Source organism: Flavobacterium sp. UBA5153, from assembly GCA_002413745.1.
In the GTDB taxonomy this organism is placed as follows: Bacteria; Bacteroidota; Bacteroidia; order Flavobacteriales; family Flavobacteriaceae; genus Flavobacterium.
In genome coordinates this window covers 62,424-87,061 of sequence record DHXP01000062.1, presented here as the reverse complement: position 1 = coordinate 87,061, position 24,638 = coordinate 62,424, and the positions used below count along the sequence as shown (strand labels likewise).

Sequence of the window (24,638 nt, the reverse complement as noted above, 5' to 3'; positions counted from 1 at the left end):
GTTAATACCTAAATTCCATATTCAAAAAGAAATTTCTTCCTTTTCTGGGAATGTTGTTCCAATCTGAAAAAGTGGAATAATACGTGTCCAAAATATTCTCTATTCCTGCATGAATATTCCATTTGCTTTTATCTAAATGAAATGAATATCCCGTATCAAAATTCAAAACAGCATAATCGGGAGTTCTGTCTTCCCCATAAAACGGACTGTATTGCGTTTGGGTTGCATTTCCCTGAACGGCAATTTCCGATGAGAAATTCTCTTTTTTATAATTCAAGGAAGACGAATACCGCAACGGACTTATGAAAGGTAAATTTCTTTTTTCGAAGTCTTTCCCATAACTGTAAACCAATTGTCCTTTCCATTTAAAATCAGTTGAAAATTGGTATTCCAGATTCAAATCTGTATTGAAAACCGTTGCATAATCCAGCGCCGTATAGATTTTTACACCGCTTGCGCCAATAGTCATCGGGATTAAAGTTGGGTCTGGTTTGCCAACAATATAATTGGAAATATGAAAATAGGATGACGAAATTTTTGTGCTTATTTTTTCGGTTTTATATCCAACGGAAAGATTCCCTTCTAACGATTTTTCATTGTTTAATCCTGGGTTTCCAATATAATCGTATCGATCAAAACTATTGAACAAATAAAATCCATATCCTTCAGAAACCGATGGAGCCCGCTCGCCAAAAGCCAATCCAAAACCATACGAAAATCCATTTACATCATATAAATAATTGGAAGAAATACTTTTTAAAATTCGGTTTTTGCTGTTTTTCATATCGGGATAAAAAATCTGCAAACTTTCCAAACCCAATTCGCTGGCAACTTTGTTAAAGTGGTTTGCCAAGCTTGCTGAAAATTTCAAACTCGAATGGTAATTCAACGCAATATTATCCTCTAAAAATAAGGCGCTATACAACGTTTTCACGTCGGGCCAAGTGTACATAAACATTAGTTTTTCATTGGAATCGGCAGGATACATCGTCATTTCGGCAATGGAACGATTGTAAAACGAATTCAAATCAACCAGAAAATGATGCTTTTCAAAAACCCCTTTTGCCTTTGAATAAAACCCAGAAGTATCGCTCCAACCCGGCATATCCATGTGAATGGGAACAAATGGCCGTTTGGTGTCATCCATTCTGTGGGTGATGGTATTGTAGTATATTTTGGTTTCCCAATTTTCGATTTTGGAGGATTTTGGAACATATTCAAATTTCAGGGAAGTGATTAACGCCTCCGCTAAAGAAACGTCCATCGGTAGCGCAGGATAGCCAACATTAGTGGCTTTATCGTAGATAATCGAAGCTTCCATCAGCTTATTTTTATCAAAAGAAAAACCTGAAGTTGTCGAAATATTGAATTTCCTGAACTGCGAAAACAAAACTTCCTGACCCTTTCCTGCGGTATAATTATCGGCATCACGAAACATAAAATCGGTATCGATATAAAATGCACTACCGGCATAATTAATGGCCGAACCGAAGATTTTTTGTTTGCTGTTGGTTTCGAAACCTGTATTTAAGGAAGTGCCCCAACCTAAATTTGTAAATCCGCTTCGGTTTCTTTTTAAATCAATTGATCCTCCAATCGTCGCGCCATGACAACCGCCTTGTTGGCCTGATTTTATAGTAGCTTCTGATAAATTGGAAACCTCAACATAGGAAGTTATTGGATCCATTTTATCGGTACAAGCCCCAAAAATGCGCATTCCATCTATGGTTATCAAAGTTCTTTCGGTAGTCATGCTGTTAATCATTGGCTCCCAAGCATAACCGCCTCTTTTAATCATATCAACTTTGGCTGACTGCTGCAAATAGTCGTCTATTGTGGCTAGTGGTTTGGCTTGTTTTTGGAATAATTGTAATTTTTTGCCAATCACAATCACTTCATCAAGCGTTTTTGGAACAATAGTATCTTTGGATTTCTCTTGTGCAAAAAGTGTTGATGAAACTAAAAAATATATTAATAAAAGCGATGAAATCTTTTTCATGATAGAAAAAATTTTAAAAAGGCCAAAAATTCTTTATAAAAATATTTTGACCTTTTTTAATTATAGAATAGAATTAAAATTCTATTTCAAAATATATACTGCTCGCGGGAACAGCATCTGTAACAGTTTCGCCTTTCAAAACTTCATTAGCTGAATTTAAAAGTTGCAGGTTAATTTTCCACAAACCCGTCATGGTAAGGGATAATTTTCCGTGATATAAGTTGTCAGAAACAGATTGTGTTAAATCTACATTATTGGGTGAACCGTGATTTCCCATACTTGGCATTCTTGGATCAATTTTAACTTTATAATTGTTGACGATTGGGAAATTCATCATGTCTTGCATTTTATAAACCCCAACAGTCATGTCGTTTGTAGCCACTTTTGGATTTAGCGGTTCAATTAGTGCCAAGACATATTTTGTACCATCCGTTCCCGTAAAAGTTGTCACTCTTTGTTTTACAGAAGCAGGAACACTAATTTGACTGTTCGCAGTATAACTAACACCATTAATGGTATAATTTATGGTTAGTCCCCAATGTTCCATAGTGTTTTCAGCCATTTGAAAAACGATGTACCCACTGTATAAAGTTTCCTTTGCCGGAGTTTTTGAGACTGATGAAAACGGACAGGCATGTTGCGTTGAGGTCATCTGCATTAAAGGAGCCCATGCAATCGTAGCGTTTTTTTCGTATTCATTAGTGGTTTTGTTTTTAATTCGCAGAGAAATTGCATTATGACCTTGTTGTAAAGTTCCTGTTGCTGAATAAAGTTCCACTGTGTGGGTGTCGTTTGAGATTTCTTGTATTTTTGTTAATCCATATAATTCATCAACGGTTGGAATTTCAGTGTTTGAAGTACATGAAGTAAAAATGGTTAGTACAACCAATGATACTATTCTTAAAAATTTCATTTTATGTTTTTTATAAATTTGATAATAAGCACCCGTTTCGACATTGTTTTTATCGAAAAAAGTACAGTTAAAACTTGAAAATTTAAGAAAGAATTGTGGGAGGATGGAACACCGAGTCACTATTCATATGAAAGTATAAGTTTGAATAGTTAGTATTGACCTTTTCTTTAATGTGAAAATAAATTGGTGAAATTTTGAATGATTTGATTTCCTCAAAAAATAGCACTTCAAATTCTTGGGATGCATTTTTTTTATCAGAAGATATGGGTTTTTCGTTTTCTGAAGCTTTGGCAAGTTCTTTCATTAAATGACATTTACCATTACAATGCATTTTTGGTTTGTCTTTATTAACACAAAGAACTTCTGAAATATATTCATAATTAATGACATATTCTACAACCGGAAGTAATGGTTTTAACAACATGAACAACGCAAATATGAGTATTGTTTTTTTCACAATGCAAAGATAAAGCTTCGTTTAAAATTATTTCTATGATTTCGGTCATATTTTTTTTAACTTTATAAAAATTAAATTTGTGGCCGTTACTTGTATTTGCCACGTAAATTGCAAAAAAATACATAAATCATCCAAAATCAGTTATGCAAATAGATCTAGATTTACTTTATTCTTGGGGTGCGGTTGCAAAAAAATACAAAAAAAATGAAATTGTTTTTGATGAAGACGAAGCAGCCCTTTTTTATTACCAAATCTTGGACGGAAGTGTCAGAATGTACAATTCCAATGACGAAGGAAAAGAGTTTACGCAAGGAATTTTCTGTAACGGAGATGGTTTTGGCGAGCCGCCTTTGTTTATTGATGAAACCTATCCTTCAAAAGCCATAACAATTCAGGACAGTACCATTATAAAATTATCAAAGGATAAATTTTTAAAAATTCTTGATGAATCTCCATCTGTTCAAAAATACTTCCTGATTTTACTTGCCAGAAAAATACACTCCAAATCAAAAACTTCAAAAGAAATTATCAATCAAAAACCCGAGTTTAGAATTATCGCTTTTTTAAATTCATTCAAGAAAAAATACGGAAATACAAATGACAAGGTTTTAATTCCTTACACACGTCAGGAAATAGCCAATTATACGGGTTTGAGAGTAGAAACGGTTATTCGGGCTTTTGCCAAACTGAGTGATTGCAACAAGGTAGAAATCATCAATCACAAAATATATTATTAAATGAAATGGGCATCACCCGAATTCATTTCGAATATCGATGAAGTTGCATGCAAATTTCATTTGACCAATAAAAAACAATAAATATCTCCAAATGAAATTGAACATAAAATTTTGGCTAAAGCTCTCCTTGTTGAATCTTTGTATTGTTGCGTCACTTGGTGTTTTGATGCGTTATAAAATAGGTTTCGAATTTCCTCATTTTGAACAAAAAAATCTACAACATTCCCATTCCCATTTTGCTTTTGCCGGCTGGGTCAGTCACACTTTGATGGTATTGATGGTGTATTATCTTCAAACCAAAATAGCTGATTTTTCAGGTAATAAATATAAAAAAATTATTATTGCCAATTTAATTTGTTCTTACGGCATGTTAATTTTCTTTATAATTGAAGGCTATGGCTTGTATTCAATACTATTTTCAACTGCTTCCATAATTGTATCTTATGTTTTTGGTTATCAATTTATCAAAGATTTAAAATTAATTGATAATGATTTATTGTCAAAAAACTGGTTTAAGGCCGCTATATTTTTTAATGTCATATCTTCTTTGGGCACATTTTATTTGGCCTATATGATGGCAACCAAAGTTTTTGTTCAAGATTTTTATTTATCGTCGGTATATTATTATCTTCATTTTCAATATAACGGTTGGTTTTTCTTTGCGTGTATGGGTTTGATTTTTGGTTTCTTAAACCTACGAAAAACGGAACATTCCTTTTATGAAACTACATTCAAGTTATTTGCATTATCCTGCATTCCTGCTTATTTTTTATCAATGCTCTGGTTAAATTTACCCATTTGGCTGTATGCAATCACAGTTGCCGCAGCAGTAATTCAAATTTTTGCATGGTTTAAATTCCTTATGATTTTAATAAAAACAAGAAAGAATTCTTTAGAGAATTATTCTCCTTTATTACGATACATTTTGCTGTTTGTAGGTTTTGCCCTTAGTATAAAATTATTACTTCAATTGAGTTCCACTGTTCCGTTTATAAGCCATTTGGCCTTTGGATTCAGACCAATTGTCATTGCCTATTTACACTTGGTTTTCTTGGCAATAATTACCTTATTTTTATTGTTTTATATCTATGCAAATCATTTAGTAATAATTACCAAAAAAATAAAATATGGAGTACTCTTATTTTCCATCGGTGTTTTATTAAACGAAATTGTATTAGCTGTACAAGGTATGGCATCACTTAGCTATACCATGATTCCATATATAAATGAAATACTTTTTGCTGTTGCAATTGTTTTATTCATTGGAATTGGGTTAACTACTTATTTTTCCATAAAAAAAGTTAAAAATAACCCACCTTTATGATTGTACTCATAAAATAAATGTTTGGCAATGAGGTACTTTGCATCTATATAATTAAAGCACTTTTATTATGAAAAAACCAATTAAATTATTGCTTTTGGCTAGTTTTGTTATTGCTTTTGGATGCAAACAGAATAGCGAAGCTACAACTGAAACCAAAACAGAAGATACTTCAACCCAAAGTGTCGGACAATCTGGAGTGAAAGACGACACTTCTGCCCCAAACATTGTTCAAGTTGCCTCCGGAAGCAAAGACCACACGACACTTGTAACCGCTTTAAAAGCTGCCGGATTAGTAGATGCCTTGAGTAATGCTGGCCCATTTACCGTTTTCGCCCCAACCAATGCCGCTTTCGATAAACTACCTGCCGAAACAGTTGAAGGATTATTAAAACCAGAGAAAAAAGAAGACTTGTCAAATATACTGGGCTACCATACTTACGTAGGTGTTCTAAAAACAGAATACATGCAAGACGGGCAAGAATACGATATGGTTTATGGAGGCAAAGTAAAAATCACTAAAAAAGGGGACAAAACTTATGTCAATGGTTCAGAAATCGTGGCTTCAATACCAACATCAAACGGAATAATTCACGTGATTGGTGATGTATTACTTCCAAAATAAAATTATTAATTCTTCTTACTAGGTTGAAAAAGCGTGAATTAGAACAACTCACGCTTTTTTATTTAAAGTATATTATACCAATACTGTTTATAAATCAGTCCAATTATCAATCAAAGTGCAGTCGAGAATCATTATTACATCTCGACTACACTTGATGTGACAAAAAAATATTGGGCATACACATTGGCCGGTGGTTATTATCCCAATGTTTTATGTATCATTGCCGCAGAGATATTAATTGCTCTTTGCTTGATTTCTTCTGCTTTAACTCCGGCAAATAATTCATCCACCGTTTCATCAAACAAAGCGTTCCAATGTTGAAAATGACCTCGATTCATTTCTCTTTTTTTATGCAATTCCTCATGGGTTTCCATTGGATTCCCATTATAATTTCCAGTTGAAAACAAAATATTTTCCCAAAAATCATACATTTTAGGTAAATGTTCTTCCCAGTTCACTTTGGCAACATCATTAAAAAAATAACTGATTTTTGCATCGGTCTTTATTTTATCATAAAAAGCATTGACCAATTTTTCTATATCTGACCTGTTTTTAATATCTGTTTTCATGTTTTCTATGCTTTAAACGACGACAGTAATGTTGTATTTATGGCTAAAATCCTCCTTACAAATCTTTGTTTTTAAATTTTTTAAGTGAAATATAAAATGGAATAATTACCCATAAACATAATAACGAAAACGAAATAATCAATCCTAATGAAGTGCCGAAAAAGTCTTTAAAAATAGCTCCTGTGTAACCCATCATTGCCGAAACATCAAGGTGCAACAGTATTTGGATTCGGGCTAAATCAATTGGACTTAAAGCGGTAATGCCAACCATTATTTTTTCGATAGGGTATTCTGAAAATTGAAATAATAAAAACAAAACCATTCCATCAAAAATCAGGGCAAAATACAGCCAGGTCATTATGGCAATTCCTATTCCTTTGGATTTATCTCTGGTAAGAATGGAGCTCAAAAATGCCAAAGCCACAAAAACCAACGAAATCAAGCATCCTATAATAAGCATCATTATCCCGACACTATCCGGAGCATAGATTAATAGCGGAATTCCGGCACCAATAAAAAAAGCCAAAACCATTGATAAGGAAAGCCCAAGGAACAAACTCAACCAAATTTTTTTCCTCTTGACAGGCTGGCTTAACAAGAGTTCAATAAATTCTGAAGAATTGTATAGATAAATAGTTGCAAAAAGTATGGAAACTAATGGAACCGTAAATAAAATTACATTCAAAACTGTAAGCAATCCTTTGGCGGTATTATCTTCCAATCCAAATGAACTCCAGGAAAGCAGAGCCAAAATAAAGGCATAAGCCAATACAATCTTATTTTTTAGAATGTCTAGAAAAATGATTTTAATTATTCTGTTCATTACTTTGATTTTTTAGAATTTTTGCAATTGCCTTGGATATTTTGTGTTCGCCCGTTGATTCCAATAAATCATCAATTGTTTTATGAAAATGTACTTTGCCATCTTGCATAAAAATAATTTGGGTAATCATATCATCCAATTCGCTCAAAAGATGAGAAGTAATCAAAACAAGTTTTCCCTTTTCTTTTTCCTGTATTATTTTTTCCTTCAAAATTTCAGAAGCCAATGGATCTAAACCCGCTGTTGGTTCGTCCAAAATCAACACATCAGGATTAAACAAAAAAGCTAATGTAGCACTCACTTTTTGAGTTGTTCCACCCGAAAGTGTTCTCATTTGCTTGTCGAATATTTTTTCAAGTCCAAACGCATTCAACAAATCCTCATCCAGATCTTGATCAGAATTTCGAATTTTTTTAATCATTTCGATAATTTGTCCAACGGTCATATAATCCGGGTAACGTCCTATTTGCGGCATATAACCTATTTGTTCCCTATATTTAAACTTTCCAAGTATAGATTTTTGGTCAACTAAAATATCCCCTTTGCTGGGAATTACCATGCCCAAAATACTTTTTATCAAAGTTGTTTTTCCGCAACCATTAGGACCGATGAGCGCAATACATTCCCCTTTTTTGAAAGAAAGATTTATATCATTCAACACTTCTAATTTTCCGAATTTTTTGTAAATATTTTTTATTTCTATCATAAAGACAAGGAGTGCATTAATGGTGTATTATCTATAAAATTATCTGGGGTAATACTAGGTAAAACTTTCTCGGATTTATCTAAAAGCGTAATCATGAAACTCCTGAAAAGCAACATTGCCGATGGATTCTTTTCTGTAAGTACGGCAAACAAACTCAATGGATGATAGGGAACATCTCCCACACCATTTTTGTCTAAATCATAGCCTTCATATTTGTCCCAATAATTACTGTTGAAAGTGTTGAGGACCAAACTTCCATTGGTACTGATATCAAAAGTATTCCCTATGAAATTATTGTTTTTTATTACATTATCCATGCAACTTGCCTGGATATTCATTCCCCAACCATTGGCTTCAAAAACGTTTTTCTCTATAAGAATCCTATTCGTTCCTTCCATGTGAATTCCAGAGGTATTTTTAGTGAATTTATTTCCTATAATATAACTATCCGAAATTTCTTTAAGAAACAATCCATAAGCGGCATCCCCCCAGTTTTCTTCAAAATGGTTATTGAACATCTTCACTCTTTTGGTAAACATTACGGCAACTCCCGCGCCATTATTTTTAAAAACATTTGAAATATAGGCATCATCATTGGAGAACATAAAATGCAATCCGTAACGGATATTTTTAGTGGAAATATTTCTCCAGATTACTGAATTGGTTACAAATTCAAAATAAATTCCATCGCGATGTCCTGAAATAGTGTTGGCAATAATTTGAAGACTGTCACTTTTCCAACAGTGAATTCCGTTGCCTATTCGTTGTTCTTCTTTACCATAAGCAGATAATTTGTTGTTTTTTATAATGCAGTTTTTACCGTTTTGAATATAAATTCCGAAGAAATTATCGTCAAGAATATTATTCTGGATGACAACATAATTTTTATTATAAACTTTAATTCCACATGGATCTTCAAGCGAAGCATAACCAGATCGTATTACTTTAAAACCATCAACTATCACACCATCCGCTTTAATAGAAAGTATCTCATATTTTTTTTGACCATCCAGAACTGGGAAATTTTTACCTAAAAAAACAATTTTTTTATCTATAACAATATTACCTTCTCTATAAATTCCTTTATAAACAATAACAGTATCTCCTGTTTTGGCTATCCTAATAGCTTTTTTAATTGATTTTATTGATTTGTTGGCCCCAACTTCAATCACGTTTGCATAAAGAAATGAAGAAAACAACAGAAATAAATAGAGCAATCTTTTCATCATTTCCCTTTAAGACATTTAATTTATAATTGTAGATTGTTTTTGTAAAATCGCCTTCCAAGTGGTAGATTCTGCATTCAATTTTGCACCAAATTGTTTTGCTTCATTTTCATTGGAAAAAGCAATAATATTACCTCTCATCGGACTATGAATATCCCCTCCAGTGAAAAAAAAAGCAGTTTCAGCAGGAATCAAAACATTATCTTGGGTATAATCAAGTACATGAAAATCCTTCATTTTTGTTTCGGAATTTGATTTACAATAATTTACCATACACATAATATCGTCAAATTTATATACCCTTCCTTTCTGGGTAATCACTTCAGCTCCATATTTAGGATCCGCTATGCTCATTTTACAAAAATCACAATTATCCACATTTAATTTAATAGGGACTGCTTTGACATTTGTACATGATAAAACAGAAAATGACACCAAGAAAAATAAAACAGCTCCGATTTTAGGTTTTCTAAATCTTTGCAACAAATGGGTTTCTTTCACCACAATAATAAAAAGTAAAACCCCAGCGGCAATCATCATCCATCCGCCAATATCCGGAATAGAGTAAGCCCCAAAATTCAGCAATTGCCTGTATCCAATTAACGGTGGCTGATAGGCCATCCCTGGCACGACAATCGCGGCATTCGGGTTAAGATTATGCCCATACTCATAGTTCCATCTGTAAAAATCCACACCTGCCAATATTGTGAAAAGCACAAAAGACACGAAAAGTAAAATCACGCCCTTTCTTTTAGCCATAAAAAACACTGCCAAAGAAAACAATCCGAAAAAAACAAATATATAAGGCAATACTGAAAATTCCACAAAATCTTTCGTGTGCAATGTTTTCATGCCAATATAATGGTTCAATCCGTTAATAATGTCTACATCACCCCCAATTTTGTTGGCGTGTAATTGTAACACCAATCCTTCAGGATATTGAGGTGCCGTCAATTCAATTCTCCACATTGGAAACAACAAAGAACCAAATAATAGTGCGCTTACAATCAAAAGAACGACTTTTGAAAATAAAGATATTTTTGAAGTATTCATATGAATATAATATTTGTTTATTTAATGAATATGGAATTCGCATGTCTTCATCGGTGTTTCATCGAGTCATTGTTATGCTCCTTTCATAGTTGTTTTTATAAAAAAAGGGAACAAAGAAATTTTGTTCCCTTTTTTTATAAAAATTTATTTATTTAGTAGCCGGAAGATTTGTTCCTAGACTAAAAGTCAATGGAACATTGCTTCCAGCAGGCGAAACCCTAACATATCCTTGCATTTCTTGATGCAATGCGCTACAGAAATCCGTACAATAGAATGGAACTATTCCTGCTTTTTTTGGAACCCATTTTAAAGTGGCTGTTTCTCCAGGCATGATTAATAACTCCGCATTATCCGCTCCTTTAATGGCAAATCCATGAGGAACATCCCAATCTTGCTCTAAGTTCGTAACATGGAAATAAACCTCATCCCCCAATTTTATACCTTCAATATTATCAGATGCAAAGTGAGAACGAATCGAAGTCATATAAACATCAATTCTATTCCCTTTTCTTACCACTTTTGCTTCTTTCTCCCCTTTGGTCACATAAGGATTATTGTTATCCTCTATTTTATAGAATTTTAACTGACCATTATTTCTGATTAAATCTGCTGGTGCGGCTTGTGCATAATGGGGTTCCCCAATGGTTGGAAAATCTAGAATCAGTTTCATTTTATCACCGGTAATATCAAATATTTGGGCAGCTTGGGCTAATTCTGGACCTGTTGGCAAATAACGGTCTTTAGTAATTTTATTATAAACAATCATATATTTTCCAAATGGTTTTCTGCTGTCACCACCGGGGATACAAAGGTGTCCGGGAGAATAATAAGTAGGTGCTCTGTCTAAAATTTTTAATGATTTGATATCCCATTTTACTACTTCAGAAGAAACGAAGAAAGTAGTATAAGCATTTCCTTTTCCGTCAAATTCTGTGTGTAACGGTCCTAAACCTGGTTTTTTAACTTCACCGTGCAACACAGCTTCATATTTAATAACCGGAATTCCATCGAATTCACCATCAAATTGTTTATTGGCAATAGCCTTTTGTAATTTGTCGAAACTAAATACAGGAATTAACGCGGCTAATTTTCCACTTCCTACAATGTATTCCCCAGTAGGATCCACGTCACAGCCATGAGGCGATTTTGGACAAGGAATAAAATAACAAAGGTCTTTCAATACTTTAGAATCCAGAACTAAAACTTCCGTTTTTATTTCAGATTTTGCAGTATGTGTTTTTTCATCCCATGTGTTATGGGCATATTTTGCCGGCACTTTTTTTCCTTTACCCGCTTTAATATATTCTTCGGCTTTTTTCCAGTTTACAGCCATAATGAAATCTTTGTCTTTTTGTGAAGCATTTACTTCAAGTAAAGTATTGGCTTGTTCCGTATTATAACAAGAGAAGAAAAACCAACCGTGAGATTTACCTTTCCCGGCATGACTTAAGTCGAAGTTTACCCCTGGAGCTTCAATTTGGAAAGCAATATCCATTTGACCTTCTTTGCCCACTTTTACAAAACTTAAATATCCTTTAAAATTTTGTTTATAAGTGTTAATTGGCACATCCCCATTAGCGTTATCCGGCGGGATACTAAAACGAGTTCCGGCTACTACATATTCCGTGTTTTCGGTGATAAATGGTGAGGAGTGATTCCCTGCACTATTGGGTAGCTCAATAATTTCTGTCGTTTTGAAGGTTTTCAAATCAACACGAGCAATTCTTGGCGTATTATTGGCATTGGCAAAAACCCAACGGCCATCAACCTCCCCATTAGTTTGAGACATTTCAACGTGATGTTGATCATCCCATGGAATAAGCCCATGAGAAGTATTCAGCATTGGTTTCGTTTCTTCACTGAAACCATAACCACTTTGAGGATCCACAGAAAAAATAGGAATCACTCGCAGTAATCTTCCGCTTGGCAAACCATACACACTCATTTGGCCACTAAAGCCTCCCGAAACGAAATTATAAAATTCGTCATATTTTCCCGGTGCAACATAAGCTCTTTGTGCAGCGTCACCGCTAACAACGTCGCCTGAATCTTTTGGCTTACAAGAACTAAAAAATGCGGCTACCATAAAAATGACCAGGGTAGTTTTTAAAAATTTATTTTTACTCATAATTTCTGTTTTTTTTGGTTTCGTGAATCTTTGATTTTATAATACTTTCAATTATAGGTTAATTAATTTTACGATACTTATTTTACGCCATCATTTTTGCGCATAAACTCAAGGACATTTCTTGCGTCAGCATCATTAAGTGATTGATTTGGCATGCGAACCAAACAAATTTCCAATAGAGCTTGAAGCTTGGGATCTTTGTCAATCATCGCATCAGGATTTGTGATAAAATTCATAATCCATTCTGGTTTTTGTCTGGAAGTAACCCCTTTCCATCCTGGACCCACTAACTTTTCATCGGTCAACTTGTGACAAGCAGAACATTTTACTGATTGGATTTTTTCACCTTCGGCAGCCATAGCCACATCTAGCTTGTCTCCTAAATCTACAGTGGTAAATTTTCCAATACCCCTGTTTGGATCATAAGTAGACGAAGTTGCGGCTGCTTCGGTAGTTTCTCCCGAAGTTGTACCCGTTGAAAAATCTTCGGTGGATTTTTCTTTTTTGCCACATGATGTCAACATTGCAAACGCAACTATAAAATAAAATAATTTGTACATAAAAATTGGTTTTAAAATTTCTTGAACAAATTTCTGAATTATTTAAGTGACTGATTATGATTGTAATCATATTTAAAAATGTTTTTTGTTATATTTTGCACAATGCAAACAAAAAATAAATGATAAACTTTTGTTAATAATTAAACCTTTGAAACTTACCTAAGTCTTATATCAATACCTTAAAAATTTTAAAAGATGAAAAATTTAATTATTGTTGCCTTACTTATTGTTGGAATGTCGGCTTTTGCCCAGAACAGAAAAGAGATGGAAAAAAGACCGTATCGAACTGAGATGGAAAAACTATCCCCAGAACAACGAAACCAATTAATGTTGAAAAAAATGACATTGGAATTGGACCTGAATGCAAAACAGCAAGAACAAGTTGGGCAAATCATTGCCGAACAAAGCACCAAAAGAGAGGCTATGAGAGCCGAACGGATGGCGAAAAAAGAAAGTGAAAGAAGACCAACTGCCGATGAACGTTTTGCCTTGAAAAACAAAATGCTTGATGAACAAATTGCCATGAAAGATAAAATGAAAAAAATATTATCGCCAGAACAATTTGAAAAATGGAATAATTTAAAAGAAAAACATCAAGACAGAAGAGGAGACAGAAGAGGAGACAGAAGAGAAGGATGCAAAATGGGAAACTAATGTAAACAAAGGCTGTAAAGTGCTATTTATCGTGCCTAACAGCGCATTTTAACCTTGGATTCACAAAATTAAAAAGCTTCCGGTTAATGCCGGAAGCTTTTTTTACCCTTACCCCCGGTACCTATCGGAACTTCTCCGAAGGAGTGGGAGAAGGAATTCCTATAATTCTTTAAAAAGTTTTTGATACTTTATCGATGGCTCGAATGGTAAAATCCAAGTCTTCATAAGAAAGGGCGTCAGTGACAAACCAAGTTTCATAAGCCGATGGGGCAATATAAATGCCTTCTTGCAACAATCCGTGAAAGAATTTTTTGAAGGTATCATTATCTCCTTTTGCGGCAGTTTGAAAATCTACCACTGGAGCAGCATCAAAATGCACCGAAACCATTGATCCGATGCGATTAATTGTAAAAGCCACCTTATTTGCTTTTAAAACTTGGTCGATTCCTGCTGCCAAGTAAGCTGTTTTTTCTTCCAATCTTTTAAAAATAGCTGGTTCATTATCCAATGCTTGCAACATTGCCAGTCCTGCCGCCATCGCCAACGGATTTCCAGACAAGGTTCCGGCCTGATAAACAGGCCCAAGTGGAGCCAAATAATCCATTATTTCATTTCTGGCTGCAAAAGCACCCACGGGCAAACCGCCACCTATTACTTTTCCGAAGCAAACAATATCGGCTTTAATGTTAAACAATTCCTGCACCCCGCCTCTTGCGAGTCTAAATCCTGTCATCACCTCATCAAAAATCAACAGAATTCCATTGTCGGTACAAAGCTGTCTTAGTCCTTCAAGAAAACCTTTATTTGGTGGAATACAACCCATATTTCCCGCGACAGGCTCCACTATTATGGCCGCAATTTCGTTTTTATTGGCTCCAATTAAAGCGGCCACGTTTTCTAAATCATTGTATTTTGCCAGCAAAGTATCCTTTGCGGTTCCAGCTGTAACGCCAGGACTATTGGGTGTGCCAAAAGTAATTGCTCCACTTCCGGCTTGTATCAAAAACGAATCGGAATGACCGTGATAGCAACCTGCAAATTTGATTATTTTATCTTTTTTGGTAAAGCCGCGAGCCAATCTTACCGCGCTCATGCAAGCTTCGGTACCCGAATTTACAAATCTGATTTTATCGATATTTGGAACCATCGAAACTGCCAAAGCAGCAATCTGAGTTTCTAATTCTGTTGGCATACCAAAAGAAGTTCCTAATTTGGCTTTCTCGATTACGGCTTGAACAACCGGTTCATAAGCGTGACCCAAAATCATTGGCCCCCAAGAATTGATATAATCAATTAATTTGTTTCCATCCTCGTCATATAAATAAGCCCCTTTGGCGCTTTTGACAAAAATCGGAGTTCCGCCTACCGCTTTGAAGGCTCGAACAGGAGAATTCACACCGCCTGGAATTACTTTTTCTGCTGCAGCAAAAAGCTGGCTACTTCTTTGATATAACATATAGTTTACTTTATAATTATTGATTGCCCTATTGAAATTGCGTTATCTAAAATCTTGTTTTTCTTTTTTAAATCCTCAATTGAAATATTGTATTTTTTTGAAATTGAATACAAAGTATCTCCTTTTGTAACTTTATATGAATCATCGTTGAGAGCAATAACATCGTTTTGTTCAACAACTTCACTATCTATTCTTAAAGTTTCAACGTCATATTTATACAATTGAAACCGTTCTATTAAACTAATTAATTTTGCAGGATACAGCGAATCCGTGGCGTAACCCGCATCCTTTAAACCTTTGGCCCAATCCTTGTAATTTTTTTTATTTAATTTAAAAAGTTGTGAATACCGTGATCCAGCCGTTAAAAAAAGAGAGTGATCTCGAAACGAATCATACGGATTGTCATATTTTCTGAAACATTCGTCAATTGAATCATCATCATACTTAATGCTTGCCCCTAACCAATCTTTATGGCATTTTATCCCAAAATGATTGTTTGCATATAAACATAACGGTCCCGTTCCCGATCCTGATTCCAGTATTGCCTGTCCCAAAATTATACTTGCAGGAATACCATATTTTTTCATATTGGATTGTGCCACGCCTTTATATTTTTCGATGTAAGCCAGAATCAATTCATTGGTGACTTTTACGCGAGTTGTGGCTTCGAGAATTTGTGTTTCTGAAGTATTGTTTTCGGCATATTTTGCATTAGATGTATTCTCGTTTGTTTTTTTGACAGAAGATTTTCTCGGGGATCTTGCCACCGAAGTATACGGTTTGGAACCTTTTCTGGTGGTTTGAATGACCGACTTACTCGTATTACAACTTACGAAAAGCAAGGCTATAGTTAGGATTACATATATTTTATTCATATGTAGATATTTATTGTTTTTTATCGGTCATATGTAATTGCTTCGCCTGTTCGCTTTCGCTCGGGTCGCATATCTTCATTAGTGTTTGCGATTAATTTTTCGTTTATACTCATTTCATTGAAGTCTATTATTGGTAATTTTTTGGATTTCAGTTTCAAATTCATTCCTGCGATTCCTTGAATTCCACCGGTATGAATGAGTAAAATTTTTGAATTTTCCGGAAAATAATTCTTTTGAATCAAATCCATAACGCCAAAAACCATCTTCGCCGTATAAATGGGATCCAAAGGAACTTTATTGTCTACGTAAAACTGATTGATAAAGGCGATTAATTCCGGGTTTACTTTTCCGTATCCACCAAAATGATAATCGGTAATTAATTCCCAGTTCTCGTTTCGTGCAAAATTACGAATTTCATTATTTAAAAAATCACCTTTCAGGGCGGGAAATCCCAAAACTTTTTGATGTGCCAAAATACTATTTATAATTCCCGAAATTGTCCCTCCGGTTCCAACGGCGCAGCAAACAAAATCAAACTGGGCATCCTCCTTGGTTAGAATTTCCTCACAACCTTTGATGGCCAATTCATTGGTTCCGCCCTCGGGAACAAGATAAAAATCACCAAATTCGTGTTTTAATTTTTCCAAAAAACTAGCTTCGGTTTTATGGCGATACTCTTCTCGACTAACAAACTCGAACTGCATTCCGCAATCTTGGGCAAATTGCAAGGTGGGATTCTCCAATATTTTCTCCCGCAATTCATTCCCTCTAATAATTCCGATGGTTTTGAAACCTTGTTCTTTTCCCGCAAAAGCAACTGCAGCAATATGATTGGAGAATGCGCCGCCAAAAGTGAGTAGCGTTTCCTTGTTTTCGGCTTTTGCTTGAATCAGGTTATATTTTAGCTTTCGGAATTTATTCCCTGAAACAATTGGATGAATCAAGTCTTCTCGCTTAATATGCAAGGAAATTGAGTTCAGAAATTTTATGGATAATTGTTGATTCAAACCGGACTGTTTTTTACAAAGGTATAATTTATATGCAATAAAAATGCAACCTTTTTAGATTGCATTCAGTGTTATTGTCCGTTGAAGTGAGTTAATTTTTAACAACAATCTTTGTTCCCATTTTTGTTTTATCATTGGCGGTTAACTTAACAAAGTAAATACCATCACTTAGATTTGATGTCGAAAATTCATAAGAAGAATCATTTCCCAACTGGTTTTTAGTGAAAATTAACCTACCGACCACGTCATACAAATCGCAGGACGCAAGTTCTTTTTGCAAAGGATTGCTTATTGTCAGTTTTTTGGCAGCATTGTCTTGGTACACCACGAAGTTTTTATTTGCAAAATCATTTACCTTTAAAGTGCCATTTTTAAAGGTAATTTCATATTGCGTATTGTTTGTCCCTGCTGGTAATGTCACGTCAAATACGCTGTTTTTAATATCATAAAATAAATTAGCCGTTTTATCGTGCAAATAAACGTTTGTAACTTCGGCAAGGTTTAAAATTTCGTGGACTGTGATTTTATAATTGGCCTGTGCCGTATTTCTAAATCCAATAGCTATTTTTTTGTCAATATCAAAAGGCATGACATTGACAACATATTCATTATTATTAATTACAAAGTAATTATTTGCCAGACCATTATTTGGTGACGCAGCATCCATGGCACGATCGACTCCATCAGTGGATAAAGGATCGAATGCCAAAACCATCTGGCTAATTGGCCCGTTGTCTAATAAAGTATTAAAACGAATTTGTGGCGTTGTATCTGCAGTGGCAGCACTCTTATTGTTTGTCCTTTTTTCAAACTGTGAACTATTTGCGGCTCCTTCTTTTATAAAAATCCTGTAACTGTTTTTCATTTGAACATTCCCGTTTGCAAGCCCTTCAATCATGAATCCTTGACCTATGGGAGAATATTTTCTCTCAAAATAATTACCGGAGCTCCCTAAATTGGCAACTTCATTACCTGCTCCATCATAAGTAAAAAATACTGCGGGAACATAAATATTGGCTCCGGAATACGTGCCATATCCGCCTCTATAATCCCCTACATAATGTGAATTCACTGTTTTATCCTGTTCCCAGAAATAAGCAGTACCGGTACAATTTAATTCGGCAATTAAAAACGCCTGCAAATTTATTGCAGACGGATATGGGTTTCCGGTTAATGTTAATTCGCCTGTTAAAACAGGAATATTAATGGTTCCATCATTTGGTTTTCCCCTGAAATCGTAGCGCTGGTGCTTCCCATCGGGATTGTTTTGGACTCCATCGACCGTGGTTGAATTTGTCCCTGAACTCCCTTTCATAGTAAAACCTTCACCGGTATTTATGGTAGAAGCTGAACCTACCTGAACCCAATCAGAATATAAACTTTTGACGATGAATTTATAAATCCAATAAGGAGCGATTGCAAAAGGAGAAGCTGTACCATCATATACATTTGCGGCTAGAATAGTTGGAGCATTACTGGTTGTCAAACCTGTAATATCCTTGAGTTGAGTAATTCCAAAGGGATTGTTTATTGATGACGATGACGCCGTATTTCCCACAGGAGAACACCAATAATTATATTGATAATTATTCACGGTTCCTTCCTGAAAAACAGATAGCTCACCTATTCCCTTATTAGCTCCTGACCCAGTGGTGCCCTGCAACAGCTGCCCATCATTTCTTAAATAAAAATTACTGCTGGATGCGTTTAACTCTAGGTCATTTTTTATATAAACGTATTGGTTGCTTGCATAAACATAAGTATTTGCTTTCACGTACATATCTTGCGCATTTGCCTGAAACTGAAACAGAAATCCAACGGCAAACAATATCGATTTTAAAAGTAAATTTGGTTTCATAATCTAAAAGATTAAGTTAATTTCATTCCATTGAGCAACAGTTTATTTGCAAACTCATTCTCTTTATTGGCTGCTAATGTATAGCAGTTGTTGCTATTTACTAATTTTTTTATAATTCAATCTCCGAATTTTTTAATGGTTTATTAAAAATAATCATTTTTTAACAAAAACAACCTGCTAAGTGCAATAATAATCGATGAAGTACGATTTTAATTAATTTTATAAGTATAATAGTACGTAATAATAGTGACTCAAATCCGTTAAATGCAATAAAATAATTTGAGTTATTATAACATTAATGTTCTAAAGCATGTTGTCCAATAAAAATTAAAAACAAACGAGTTTAATTTTTATCGGACAACAATAATGTTAAATTCTAAAAAAAATATTTATTTTTTCATGGATTTTTATTTTACTCTCTAAACACCATTTTTGATAAGCTCCTGTTATTATCTATCTCCTTTTTGTTATTATTTTTTACTTCAGACATAAATATTGATAGCTCCCTTGTAAAAACATCAAGAGACACAGCAGATTTTTTGATATAACCGATTACTTCGTCTGTCGAACTACTTGATAAATCAGTAAGTTGATCTGCAAGCCCTATAATATTAGCAACAGGCTGTCTTACTTTATGTGAAATCATAAAAAGCATTTCTTCCAATGACTTTACGTACTCTTTTTTTTCCTCTTCCAGTAGTTTTCTCTCGGTGATTAATGTTCGTAATGACAGATATTGAGTTATCTTGCCTTTACCATCTTTGACTGGAACAATTACTGTATCTACCCAGTAATACCCCCCATCTTTGTCTTTGTTTTTTACTTCATCATGCCAAACTTCCCCATTTCCAATAATTTTCCACATATTTTTAAAAAATTCTTTTGGGTGATAGCCAGAATTGATAATATTATGGTTTTGTCCCACAAGTTCATCTGATGAATACTTTGTCACATCACAAAAATTTTGGTTGACGTAAATAATTGTTCCTTTCACGTCAGTGATAGAAGAAATAATATTTTCGTCAATACCCTTTCTATAAATTTGAACAAGTCGCAATAATTCCTCTTTGGATTGTTTTCCAATCTCTAATTCATCAGAATTGTGTTCCATAATCTATTATATTTTATAACGAAGCAAACTTAAATGCAACATTGATATTCTTTACTATTTTAAAAATTTATCTTGATCAACCATAAATAGTTTCTTTTATAGGTTAAACAAATAAAACGCTAAATGTTCTTATATTCATATAGTTACGTAGTTTAAAATGATCCTTTATAGAAAAATATTTTTCAAAATAAATAAACTATTACTTACAAAATACGTTGGTATGCGCCTTTCGTCGGTGAAAAATACCGATTATCTAAATAAAAAGCAAAAACAAACTTGTTTTCATGTTATTTTAATCGTAATTTAGATTTTATTTAAATAAAAAATACTGGATTTTGAGTCCAATTATTATTTGCTATTTATTCCAAATTATAACTCTTCTATTATGAAAAAAATTACTCTTTTATCAATTGGACTATTAGTTTTAATGATATGCACAAATGCAACTGCACAAGTAGGCATTGGAACCACGACACCCAGAGGCGCTCTTGAAATCAATTCAACCACAAATGGATTTATAGCTCCACAAGTTGCCCTTACTTCAGTCACTGTAGCCGCTCCTGTGACAAACCCACAAGGAGGAGCCATTATAGCGGGAACATTCGTTTACAACACGACTACTGCCGGAACAACTCCAAACAATGTAACTCCCGGTTACTATTTTTGGAATGGCAGCGTTTGGATAAAATTTAACGCAGGAAATACCGCTCTAGCCATTGAAGACGATTTAAGGGTTTCTCTTGATAAAGGAGCAGCTTCTGCGGTATTGGGATATTTATCAGGGACAACCGGTCCACAAATTTGGTTTTTCCGAAATAATCAGTCAGATGGGATGTCTTTTACCTTACAATTACCCCATAACTGGAAAGACGGAACAACCATTTATCCACATATCCATTGGGTTCCTAAATCAACAGGATCAGGAGATGTACAATGGAATTTAGATTACACCTGGGCAAATTTAAATACAGGAACTTTTTCTGCAGTTACTACGATTACTGGCATTGCAACTGGCCCTTTCACCGTTAACCAACATCTTTTAACTACTATAGGGACAGGCATCGACGGAACAGGAATGACTTATTCCAGCGTACTGATTTGCCGTATTTGGAGAGATTCTAGTTTAGCTGGCGATACTTATGCAGATGATGCCGGTGGATTATCTATGGATTTCCATACATCAATTAAAAACCCATTTGTCGAATATCCGTAGCGTTCATAACCTAACGATAATACAAAAATTTATAAAAAGACCTTTGCTTTAAATAGTCAAGGTCTTTTTCATTGATATAAGATTCTCGCTCAAAACTGATGTTTCTATAAGTCAAATCAGTGTTTTTGTGTTGCGATAAACACAAGGAAAAACTTCATAAATTACCAAATAAAAAAAGAAAGCAGCAGCAACTCCAATTGCTGAAGCAGATGAATTTGTTCGTGATTTATAAAAACTAAATTCCCTTTATCCAATCGTTATTTTACAAGTACAAATGGAAATACGGTCAATCCGCGGTATCCATTCGGAATTAAATAGTTGGAAACAATTAGAAACATTCGTTTTAAAGTTTATAAATTTGTAGGTATGAACGAACAAAGTAATGAAAATAAATTAATCGAAGGCGAAGATTTTTATTATACGCCGGAAGGCTATAAATGCTTTACCGAAAAATTCCATTTAAAACGCGGCTATTGTTGCAAGAGTGGTTGTCGCCATTGCCCTTATGGATTCGATAAAAAAACTGGAAAAATTAGAAAATGAGGCAATTTGAAAATTTGAAAATGAAGTACCATCTCAAATCAACAAATAACCGAATCAACAAATAAACATACAAATGAGTTTCAAAGAACAAATTCAAGAAGGAATTCCAAATGTTTTACCACTACCAAAACGGTACGAAACTACCATCAATCATGCGCCAAAACGAAAAGAAATTCTTTCGGCAGAGGAGAAAAAATTAGCGCTTCGCAATGCCCTTCGTTATTTCGAACCTCAACATCACGCGGAACTAATCAAAGAATTTGCGGAAGAACTAAACACCTATGGGCGCATTTATATGTACCGATTTCGCCCAGATTATAAAATGTACGCCAGACCAATACAGGAATATCCAGGAAAATGTGAACAAGCCAAAGCCATAATGTTGATGATTCAAAACAATCTGGATTATGCCGTGGCGCAACACCCTCACGAGTTGATTACTTACGGAGGCAATGGTGCGGTTTTCCAAAACTGGGCGCAATATTTATTGACAATGCAATACTTGTCAGAAATGACCGAGGATCAAACACTGACCATTTATTCGGGTCACCCTATGGGATTATTTCCTTCCCACAAAGAAGCTCCACGAGTTGTCGTGACTAACGGAATGGTGATTCCTAACTATTCTAAACCGGATGATTGGGAAAAATTCAATGCACTTGGCGTTTCGCAATATGGGCAAATGACTGCCGGAAGTTATATGTATATTGGCCCACAAGGCATTGTTCACGGAACCACGATTACCGTTCTGAACGGTTTCAGAAAAATAAAACGCAGTCCCGAAGGTGGATTGTTTGTCACTTCAGGATTGGGAGGAATGAGTGGCGCACAACCAAAAGCCGGAAATATTGCCGGTTGTATTACGGTTTGCGCCGAAGTCAATCCAAAAATTACCCACATTCGACATAGTCAAGGTTGGATAAACGAGGTTATCGAAGATATTAATGAATTGGTAAAAAGAGTCGCTTTGGCAAAATCCAATAAAGAAATAGTTTCCATCGCTTATCTGGGAAATGTGGTGGATGTCTGGGAAAAATTCGACCAAGAAAATATTCATATTGATTTGGGTTCAGACCAAACTTCCTTACACAATCCATGGGCTGGCGGGTATTATCCCGCGGATATTTCGTTTGAGGATGCCAATGAAATGATGGCCAATAATCCTGATTTATTCAAGGAAAAAGTACAGGAAACCTTGCGCCGACATACCAATGCCATCAATAAACACACTGCAAAGGGAACTTATTTTTTCGATTACGGGAATGCTTTTTTACTTGAGGCTTCTCGTGCCGGTGCAGATGTTATGGCCGAGAATCATATTGATTTCAGGTATCCAAGTTATGTGCAGGATATCATGGGTCCAATGTGTTTTGACTACGGATTTGGACCTTTCCGCTGGGTTTGTGCCTCAGGAAATCCGGAAAATTTACAAAAAACGGATGCCATCGCCTGCGATGTTCTTGAAGAAATGGCGAAAACGGCTCCGGCAGAAATTCAGCAGCAAATGCAGGACAATATTCGCTGGATAAAAGGCGCGCAGGAAAACAAGTTGGTCGTTGGCTCACAAGCCAGAATACTTTACGCCGATGCCGAAGGCAGAATGAAAATCGCCGAAGCTTTTAATCAGGCTATTGCCAAAGGCGAGATTGGAACAGTCGTGTTAGGCCGTGACCATCACGATGTTTCGGGCACAGATTCCCCTTATAGAGAAACCTCGAATATTTATGATGGCTCCCGCTTTACTGCCGCTATGGCGATACAAAACGTGATTGGCGACAGTTTTCGTGGTGCTACTTGGGTATCGATTCACAATGGCGGAGGCGTTGGTTGGGGCGAGGTCATTAATGGTGGATTTGGTATGGTTCTTGATGGGACAAAAGAGGCTTCAAAGCGCATAGAATCAATGCTTTTCTGGGACGTCAACAACGGAATTTCCAGAAGAAGTTGGGCCCGAAATGAAGGAGCTATTTTTGCCATAAAAAGAGCGATGGCGACACAGCCTTTATTGAAAGTTACCATTCCCAATATCGTTGAAGAGGGATTATTTGATTTTTAAACTCCAAAACTATCGTGATAGATTGAGCGTTTGAATACGCTGAGTTAAATTTTAAATACCGAAAATAACTATTCCAATCTATTTAGGCATTTTGAATATATTGTTGTAACTTTAATCTTTCTAATTATCTAATAATCAAAAATATGAAAGCAATTAAAACCCTTCCACTACTCCTACTTTTTATATTGGGATCTTGTGGCTCCGCAGTTAGTGTATATTCCGATTATGACAAAAATGTTGATTTTAGTCAATACAAAACCTATGCATTTCATAAAAGAGGTATTGACAGAGTCGCGATTTCAGACTTGGATAAGAAACGAATTCTTCATGCCATCGACCTCGAACTCAGCAATAAAGGAATGACCAAAAGTGACACACCCGATTTACTGATAAACATTTTTACTAAAGAACGAGAACATGTAGATGTCAATCAATATAATACCGGCTGGGGTTATGGCTGGGGTTATGGCTGGAATCCTTATTTATGGGGAGGGCAAACTTATGTTAGTACCTCAACCGAAGGAACGCTCTATATCGATTTAATTGATGCCAAGAAAAAAGAATTAATTTGGGAAGGTGAAGGAGTAGGTTACTTAACTCAAAATCGTTCCAAAAAAGAGGGACAAATCAACGAATTTGTCGCAAAAATATTGGCGCAATATCCACCAATGAAAAAGTAGGCAGATTGCAGATTTCAGATAGCGGTGTTGAGTCATTGCGAGTCCTGAAAATTTTCTGTGTGAAGTAA

23 protein-coding genes are annotated in these 24,638 nt (G+C 35.0%); 8 read left to right on the top strand and 15 right to left on the bottom strand.

The window, feature by feature from the left end; translation table 11 throughout:
• Position 1: 1 nt before the first annotated feature.
• From B2145_RS12555 to B2145_RS12545, 3 genes are all read right to left on the bottom strand, one after another.
• Positions 2–1,999 (bottom strand): TonB-dependent receptor, encoded by a 1,998-nt coding sequence (locus B2145_RS12555; RefSeq protein WP_291102779.1) that lies wholly within the window; start codon positions 1,997–1,999, stop codon positions 2–4.
• Positions 2,000–2,072: 73 nt separating this feature from the next.
• Positions 2,073–2,912: a hypothetical protein gene (locus B2145_RS12550; protein WP_291102777.1), complete on the bottom strand. Its 840-nt coding sequence runs from the start codon at positions 2,910–2,912 to the stop codon at positions 2,073–2,075.
• Between the two features lie 82 nt (positions 2,913–2,994).
• Complete coding sequence (locus tag B2145_RS12545) at positions 2,995–3,369, bottom strand: hypothetical protein (protein ID WP_291102775.1); 375 nt, start codon at positions 3,367–3,369, stop codon at positions 2,995–2,997.
• Between the two features lie 143 nt (positions 3,370–3,512).
• Between B2145_RS12545 and B2145_RS12540 the strand changes: the two genes are divergently transcribed.
• From B2145_RS12540 to B2145_RS12530, 3 genes are all read left to right on the top strand, one after another.
• Positions 3,513–4,106, top strand: a complete 594-nt coding sequence (locus B2145_RS12540) for a Crp/Fnr family transcriptional regulator (protein WP_291102773.1) — start codon at positions 3,513–3,515, stop codon at positions 4,104–4,106.
• Between the two features lie 91 nt (positions 4,107–4,197).
• Complete coding sequence (locus B2145_RS12535) at positions 4,198–5,430, top strand: hypothetical protein (protein WP_291102770.1); 1,233 nt, start codon at positions 4,198–4,200, stop codon at positions 5,428–5,430.
• A 67-nt stretch (positions 5,431–5,497) separates the two neighbouring features.
• Positions 5,498–6,052: a fasciclin domain-containing protein gene (locus tag B2145_RS12530; protein WP_291102768.1), complete on the top strand. Its 555-nt coding sequence runs from the start codon at positions 5,498–5,500 to the stop codon at positions 6,050–6,052.
• Positions 6,053–6,249: 197 nt separating this feature from the next.
• Here the strand turns inward: B2145_RS12530 and B2145_RS12525 are convergent, their stop codons facing one another.
• The 7 genes from B2145_RS12525 to B2145_RS12495 all read right to left on the bottom strand — a co-directional run bounded on the left by B2145_RS12525 (position 6,250) and on the right by B2145_RS12495 (position 13,117).
• Positions 6,250–6,621 carry a group III truncated hemoglobin gene (locus tag B2145_RS12525; RefSeq protein ID WP_291102766.1) on the bottom strand — a complete coding sequence of 124 codons (372 nt, stop codon included), beginning with the start codon at positions 6,619–6,621 and terminating at the stop codon, positions 6,250–6,252.
• A gap of 55 nt (positions 6,622–6,676) precedes the next feature.
• The gene (locus B2145_RS12520) at positions 6,677–7,444 is read right to left on the bottom strand and encodes an ABC transporter permease subunit (RefSeq protein ID WP_291102764.1); all 768 of its coding nucleotides are present in this window, start codon (positions 7,442–7,444) and stop codon (positions 6,677–6,679) included.
• Positions 7,428–8,150 (bottom strand): ABC transporter ATP-binding protein, encoded by a 723-nt coding sequence (locus B2145_RS12515; RefSeq protein WP_291102762.1) that lies wholly within the window; start codon positions 8,148–8,150, stop codon positions 7,428–7,430. Before B2145_RS12515 ends, B2145_RS12520 begins: the two co-directional genes overlap by 17 nt.
• Positions 8,147–9,379 (bottom strand): nitrous oxide reductase family maturation protein NosD, encoded by a 1,233-nt coding sequence (locus B2145_RS12510; protein ID WP_291102759.1) that lies wholly within the window; start codon positions 9,377–9,379, stop codon positions 8,147–8,149. Before B2145_RS12510 ends, B2145_RS12515 begins: the two co-directional genes overlap by 4 nt.
• Positions 9,380–9,394: 15 nt before the next feature.
• On the bottom strand, positions 9,395–10,429 hold the full coding sequence (locus B2145_RS12505; protein ID WP_291102758.1) for a nitrous oxide reductase accessory protein NosL: 1,035 nt from the start codon (positions 10,427–10,429) through the stop codon (positions 9,395–9,397).
• Between the two features lie 148 nt (positions 10,430–10,577).
• Positions 10,578–12,557 (bottom strand): Sec-dependent nitrous-oxide reductase, encoded by a 1,980-nt coding sequence (gene nosZ / locus B2145_RS12500; RefSeq protein WP_414654629.1) that lies wholly within the window; start codon positions 12,555–12,557, stop codon positions 10,578–10,580.
• A gap of 77 nt (positions 12,558–12,634) precedes the next feature.
• Entirely contained in the window at positions 12,635–13,117 is a 483-nt protein-coding gene (locus B2145_RS12495) for a c-type cytochrome (protein WP_291102756.1), read from the bottom strand.
• Between the two features lie 195 nt (positions 13,118–13,312).
• Between B2145_RS12495 and B2145_RS12490 the strand changes: the two genes are divergently transcribed.
• Complete coding sequence (locus B2145_RS12490; protein WP_291102755.1) at positions 13,313–13,771, top strand: Spy/CpxP family protein refolding chaperone; 459 nt, start codon at positions 13,313–13,315, stop codon at positions 13,769–13,771.
• Positions 13,772–13,940: 169 nt separating this feature from the next.
• Here B2145_RS12490 and hemL read toward each other — a convergent pair whose 3' ends face one another.
• The 5 genes from hemL to B2145_RS12465 all read right to left on the bottom strand — a co-directional run bounded on the left by hemL (position 13,941) and on the right by B2145_RS12465 (position 20,078).
• A complete protein-coding gene (hemL, locus tag B2145_RS12485) occupies positions 13,941–15,227 on the bottom strand; it encodes a glutamate-1-semialdehyde 2,1-aminomutase (protein ID WP_291102753.1) in 1,287 nt (428 codons plus the stop codon).
• A 5-nt stretch (positions 15,228–15,232) separates the two neighbouring features.
• On the bottom strand, positions 15,233–16,102 hold the full coding sequence (locus tag B2145_RS12480; RefSeq protein ID WP_291102751.1) for a glucosaminidase domain-containing protein: 870 nt from the start codon (positions 16,100–16,102) through the stop codon (positions 15,233–15,235).
• 20 nt (positions 16,103–16,122) lie between these two features.
• Complete coding sequence (locus B2145_RS12475) at positions 16,123–17,109, bottom strand: 1-aminocyclopropane-1-carboxylate deaminase/D-cysteine desulfhydrase (protein ID WP_291102749.1); 987 nt, start codon at positions 17,107–17,109, stop codon at positions 16,123–16,125.
• A 91-nt stretch (positions 17,110–17,200) separates the two neighbouring features.
• Positions 17,201–18,967, bottom strand: coding sequence for a T9SS type A sorting domain-containing protein (locus tag B2145_RS12470; protein WP_291102747.1), 1,767 nt, complete (start codon positions 18,965–18,967; stop codon positions 17,201–17,203).
• A 412-nt stretch (positions 18,968–19,379) separates the two neighbouring features.
• Positions 19,380–20,078 carry a PAS domain-containing protein gene (locus tag B2145_RS12465; RefSeq protein ID WP_291102745.1) on the bottom strand — a complete coding sequence of 233 codons (699 nt, stop codon included), beginning with the start codon at positions 20,076–20,078 and terminating at the stop codon, positions 19,380–19,382.
• A gap of 385 nt (positions 20,079–20,463) precedes the next feature.
• Between B2145_RS12465 and B2145_RS12460 the strand changes: the two genes are divergently transcribed.
• The 4 genes from B2145_RS12460 to B2145_RS12440 all read left to right on the top strand — a co-directional run bounded on the left by B2145_RS12460 (position 20,464) and on the right by B2145_RS12440 (position 24,570).
• Complete coding sequence (locus tag B2145_RS12460; protein WP_291102742.1) at positions 20,464–21,291, top strand: hypothetical protein; 828 nt, start codon at positions 20,464–20,466, stop codon at positions 21,289–21,291.
• 366 nt (positions 21,292–21,657) lie between these two features.
• Complete coding sequence (locus B2145_RS12450) at positions 21,658–21,834, top strand: DUF5522 domain-containing protein (RefSeq protein ID WP_291102739.1); 177 nt, start codon at positions 21,658–21,660, stop codon at positions 21,832–21,834.
• Positions 21,835–21,907: 73 nt separating this feature from the next.
• Positions 21,908–23,890, top strand: a complete 1,983-nt coding sequence (locus B2145_RS12445) for a urocanate hydratase (RefSeq protein WP_291102737.1) — start codon at positions 21,908–21,910, stop codon at positions 23,888–23,890.
• Positions 23,891–24,033: 143 nt separating this feature from the next.
• Positions 24,034–24,570, top strand: a complete 537-nt coding sequence (locus B2145_RS12440) for a DUF4136 domain-containing protein (RefSeq protein ID WP_291102734.1) — start codon at positions 24,034–24,036, stop codon at positions 24,568–24,570.
• The last annotated feature ends 68 nt before the right edge of the window (positions 24,571–24,638 follow it).

Excerpts from the sequence above, each read along its gene's own strand:
- B2145_RS12550 (WP_291102777.1), bottom strand. The coding sequence starts at position 2,912 with ATGAAATTTTTAAGAATAGTATCATTGGTTGTACTAACCATTTTTACT.
- B2145_RS12445 (WP_291102737.1), top strand. The coding sequence starts at position 21,908 with ATGAGTTTCAAAGAACAAATTCAAGAAGGAATTCCAAATGTTTTACCA.
- B2145_RS12515 (WP_291102762.1), bottom strand. The coding sequence starts at position 8,150 with ATGATAGAAATAAAAAATATTTACAAAAAATTCGGAAAATTAGAAGTG.
- B2145_RS12505 (WP_291102758.1), bottom strand. The coding sequence starts at position 10,429 with ATGAATACTTCAAAAATATCTTTATTTTCAAAAGTCGTTCTTTTGATT.
- hemL (WP_291102753.1), bottom strand. The coding sequence starts at position 15,227 with ATGTTATATCAAAGAAGTAGCCAGCTTTTTGCTGCAGCAGAAAAAGTA.
- B2145_RS12495 (WP_291102756.1), bottom strand. The coding sequence starts at position 13,117 with ATGTACAAATTATTTTATTTTATAGTTGCGTTTGCAATGTTGACATCA.
- B2145_RS12440 (WP_291102734.1), top strand. The coding sequence starts at position 24,034 with ATGAAAGCAATTAAAACCCTTCCACTACTCCTACTTTTTATATTGGGA.
- B2145_RS12540 (WP_291102773.1), top strand. The coding sequence starts at position 3,513 with ATGCAAATAGATCTAGATTTACTTTATTCTTGGGGTGCGGTTGCAAAA.
- B2145_RS12450 (WP_291102739.1), top strand. The coding sequence starts at position 21,658 with ATGAACGAACAAAGTAATGAAAATAAATTAATCGAAGGCGAAGATTTT.
- B2145_RS12535 (WP_291102770.1), top strand. The coding sequence starts at position 4,198 with ATGAAATTGAACATAAAATTTTGGCTAAAGCTCTCCTTGTTGAATCTT.
- B2145_RS12520 (WP_291102764.1), bottom strand. The coding sequence starts at position 7,444 with ATGAACAGAATAATTAAAATCATTTTTCTAGACATTCTAAAAAATAAG.
- B2145_RS12470 (WP_291102747.1), bottom strand. The coding sequence starts at position 18,967 with ATGAAACCAAATTTACTTTTAAAATCGATATTGTTTGCCGTTGGATTT.
- B2145_RS12530 (WP_291102768.1), top strand. The coding sequence starts at position 5,498 with ATGAAAAAACCAATTAAATTATTGCTTTTGGCTAGTTTTGTTATTGCT.
- B2145_RS12510 (WP_291102759.1), bottom strand. The coding sequence starts at position 9,379 with ATGATGAAAAGATTGCTCTATTTATTTCTGTTGTTTTCTTCATTTCTT.
- B2145_RS12555 (WP_291102779.1), bottom strand. The coding sequence starts at position 1,999 with ATGAAAAAGATTTCATCGCTTTTATTAATATATTTTTTAGTTTCATCA.
- B2145_RS12490 (WP_291102755.1), top strand. The coding sequence starts at position 13,313 with ATGAAAAATTTAATTATTGTTGCCTTACTTATTGTTGGAATGTCGGCT.
- B2145_RS12480 (WP_291102751.1), bottom strand. The coding sequence starts at position 16,102 with ATGAATAAAATATATGTAATCCTAACTATAGCCTTGCTTTTCGTAAGT.
- B2145_RS12465 (WP_291102745.1), bottom strand. The coding sequence starts at position 20,078 with ATGGAACACAATTCTGATGAATTAGAGATTGGAAAACAATCCAAAGAG.
- B2145_RS12460 (WP_291102742.1), top strand. The coding sequence starts at position 20,464 with ATGAAAAAAATTACTCTTTTATCAATTGGACTATTAGTTTTAATGATA.
- B2145_RS12525 (WP_291102766.1), bottom strand. The coding sequence starts at position 6,621 with ATGAAAACAGATATTAAAAACAGGTCAGATATAGAAAAATTGGTCAAT.
- nosZ (WP_414654629.1), bottom strand. The coding sequence starts at position 12,557 with ATGAGTAAAAATAAATTTTTAAAAACTACCCTGGTCATTTTTATGGTA.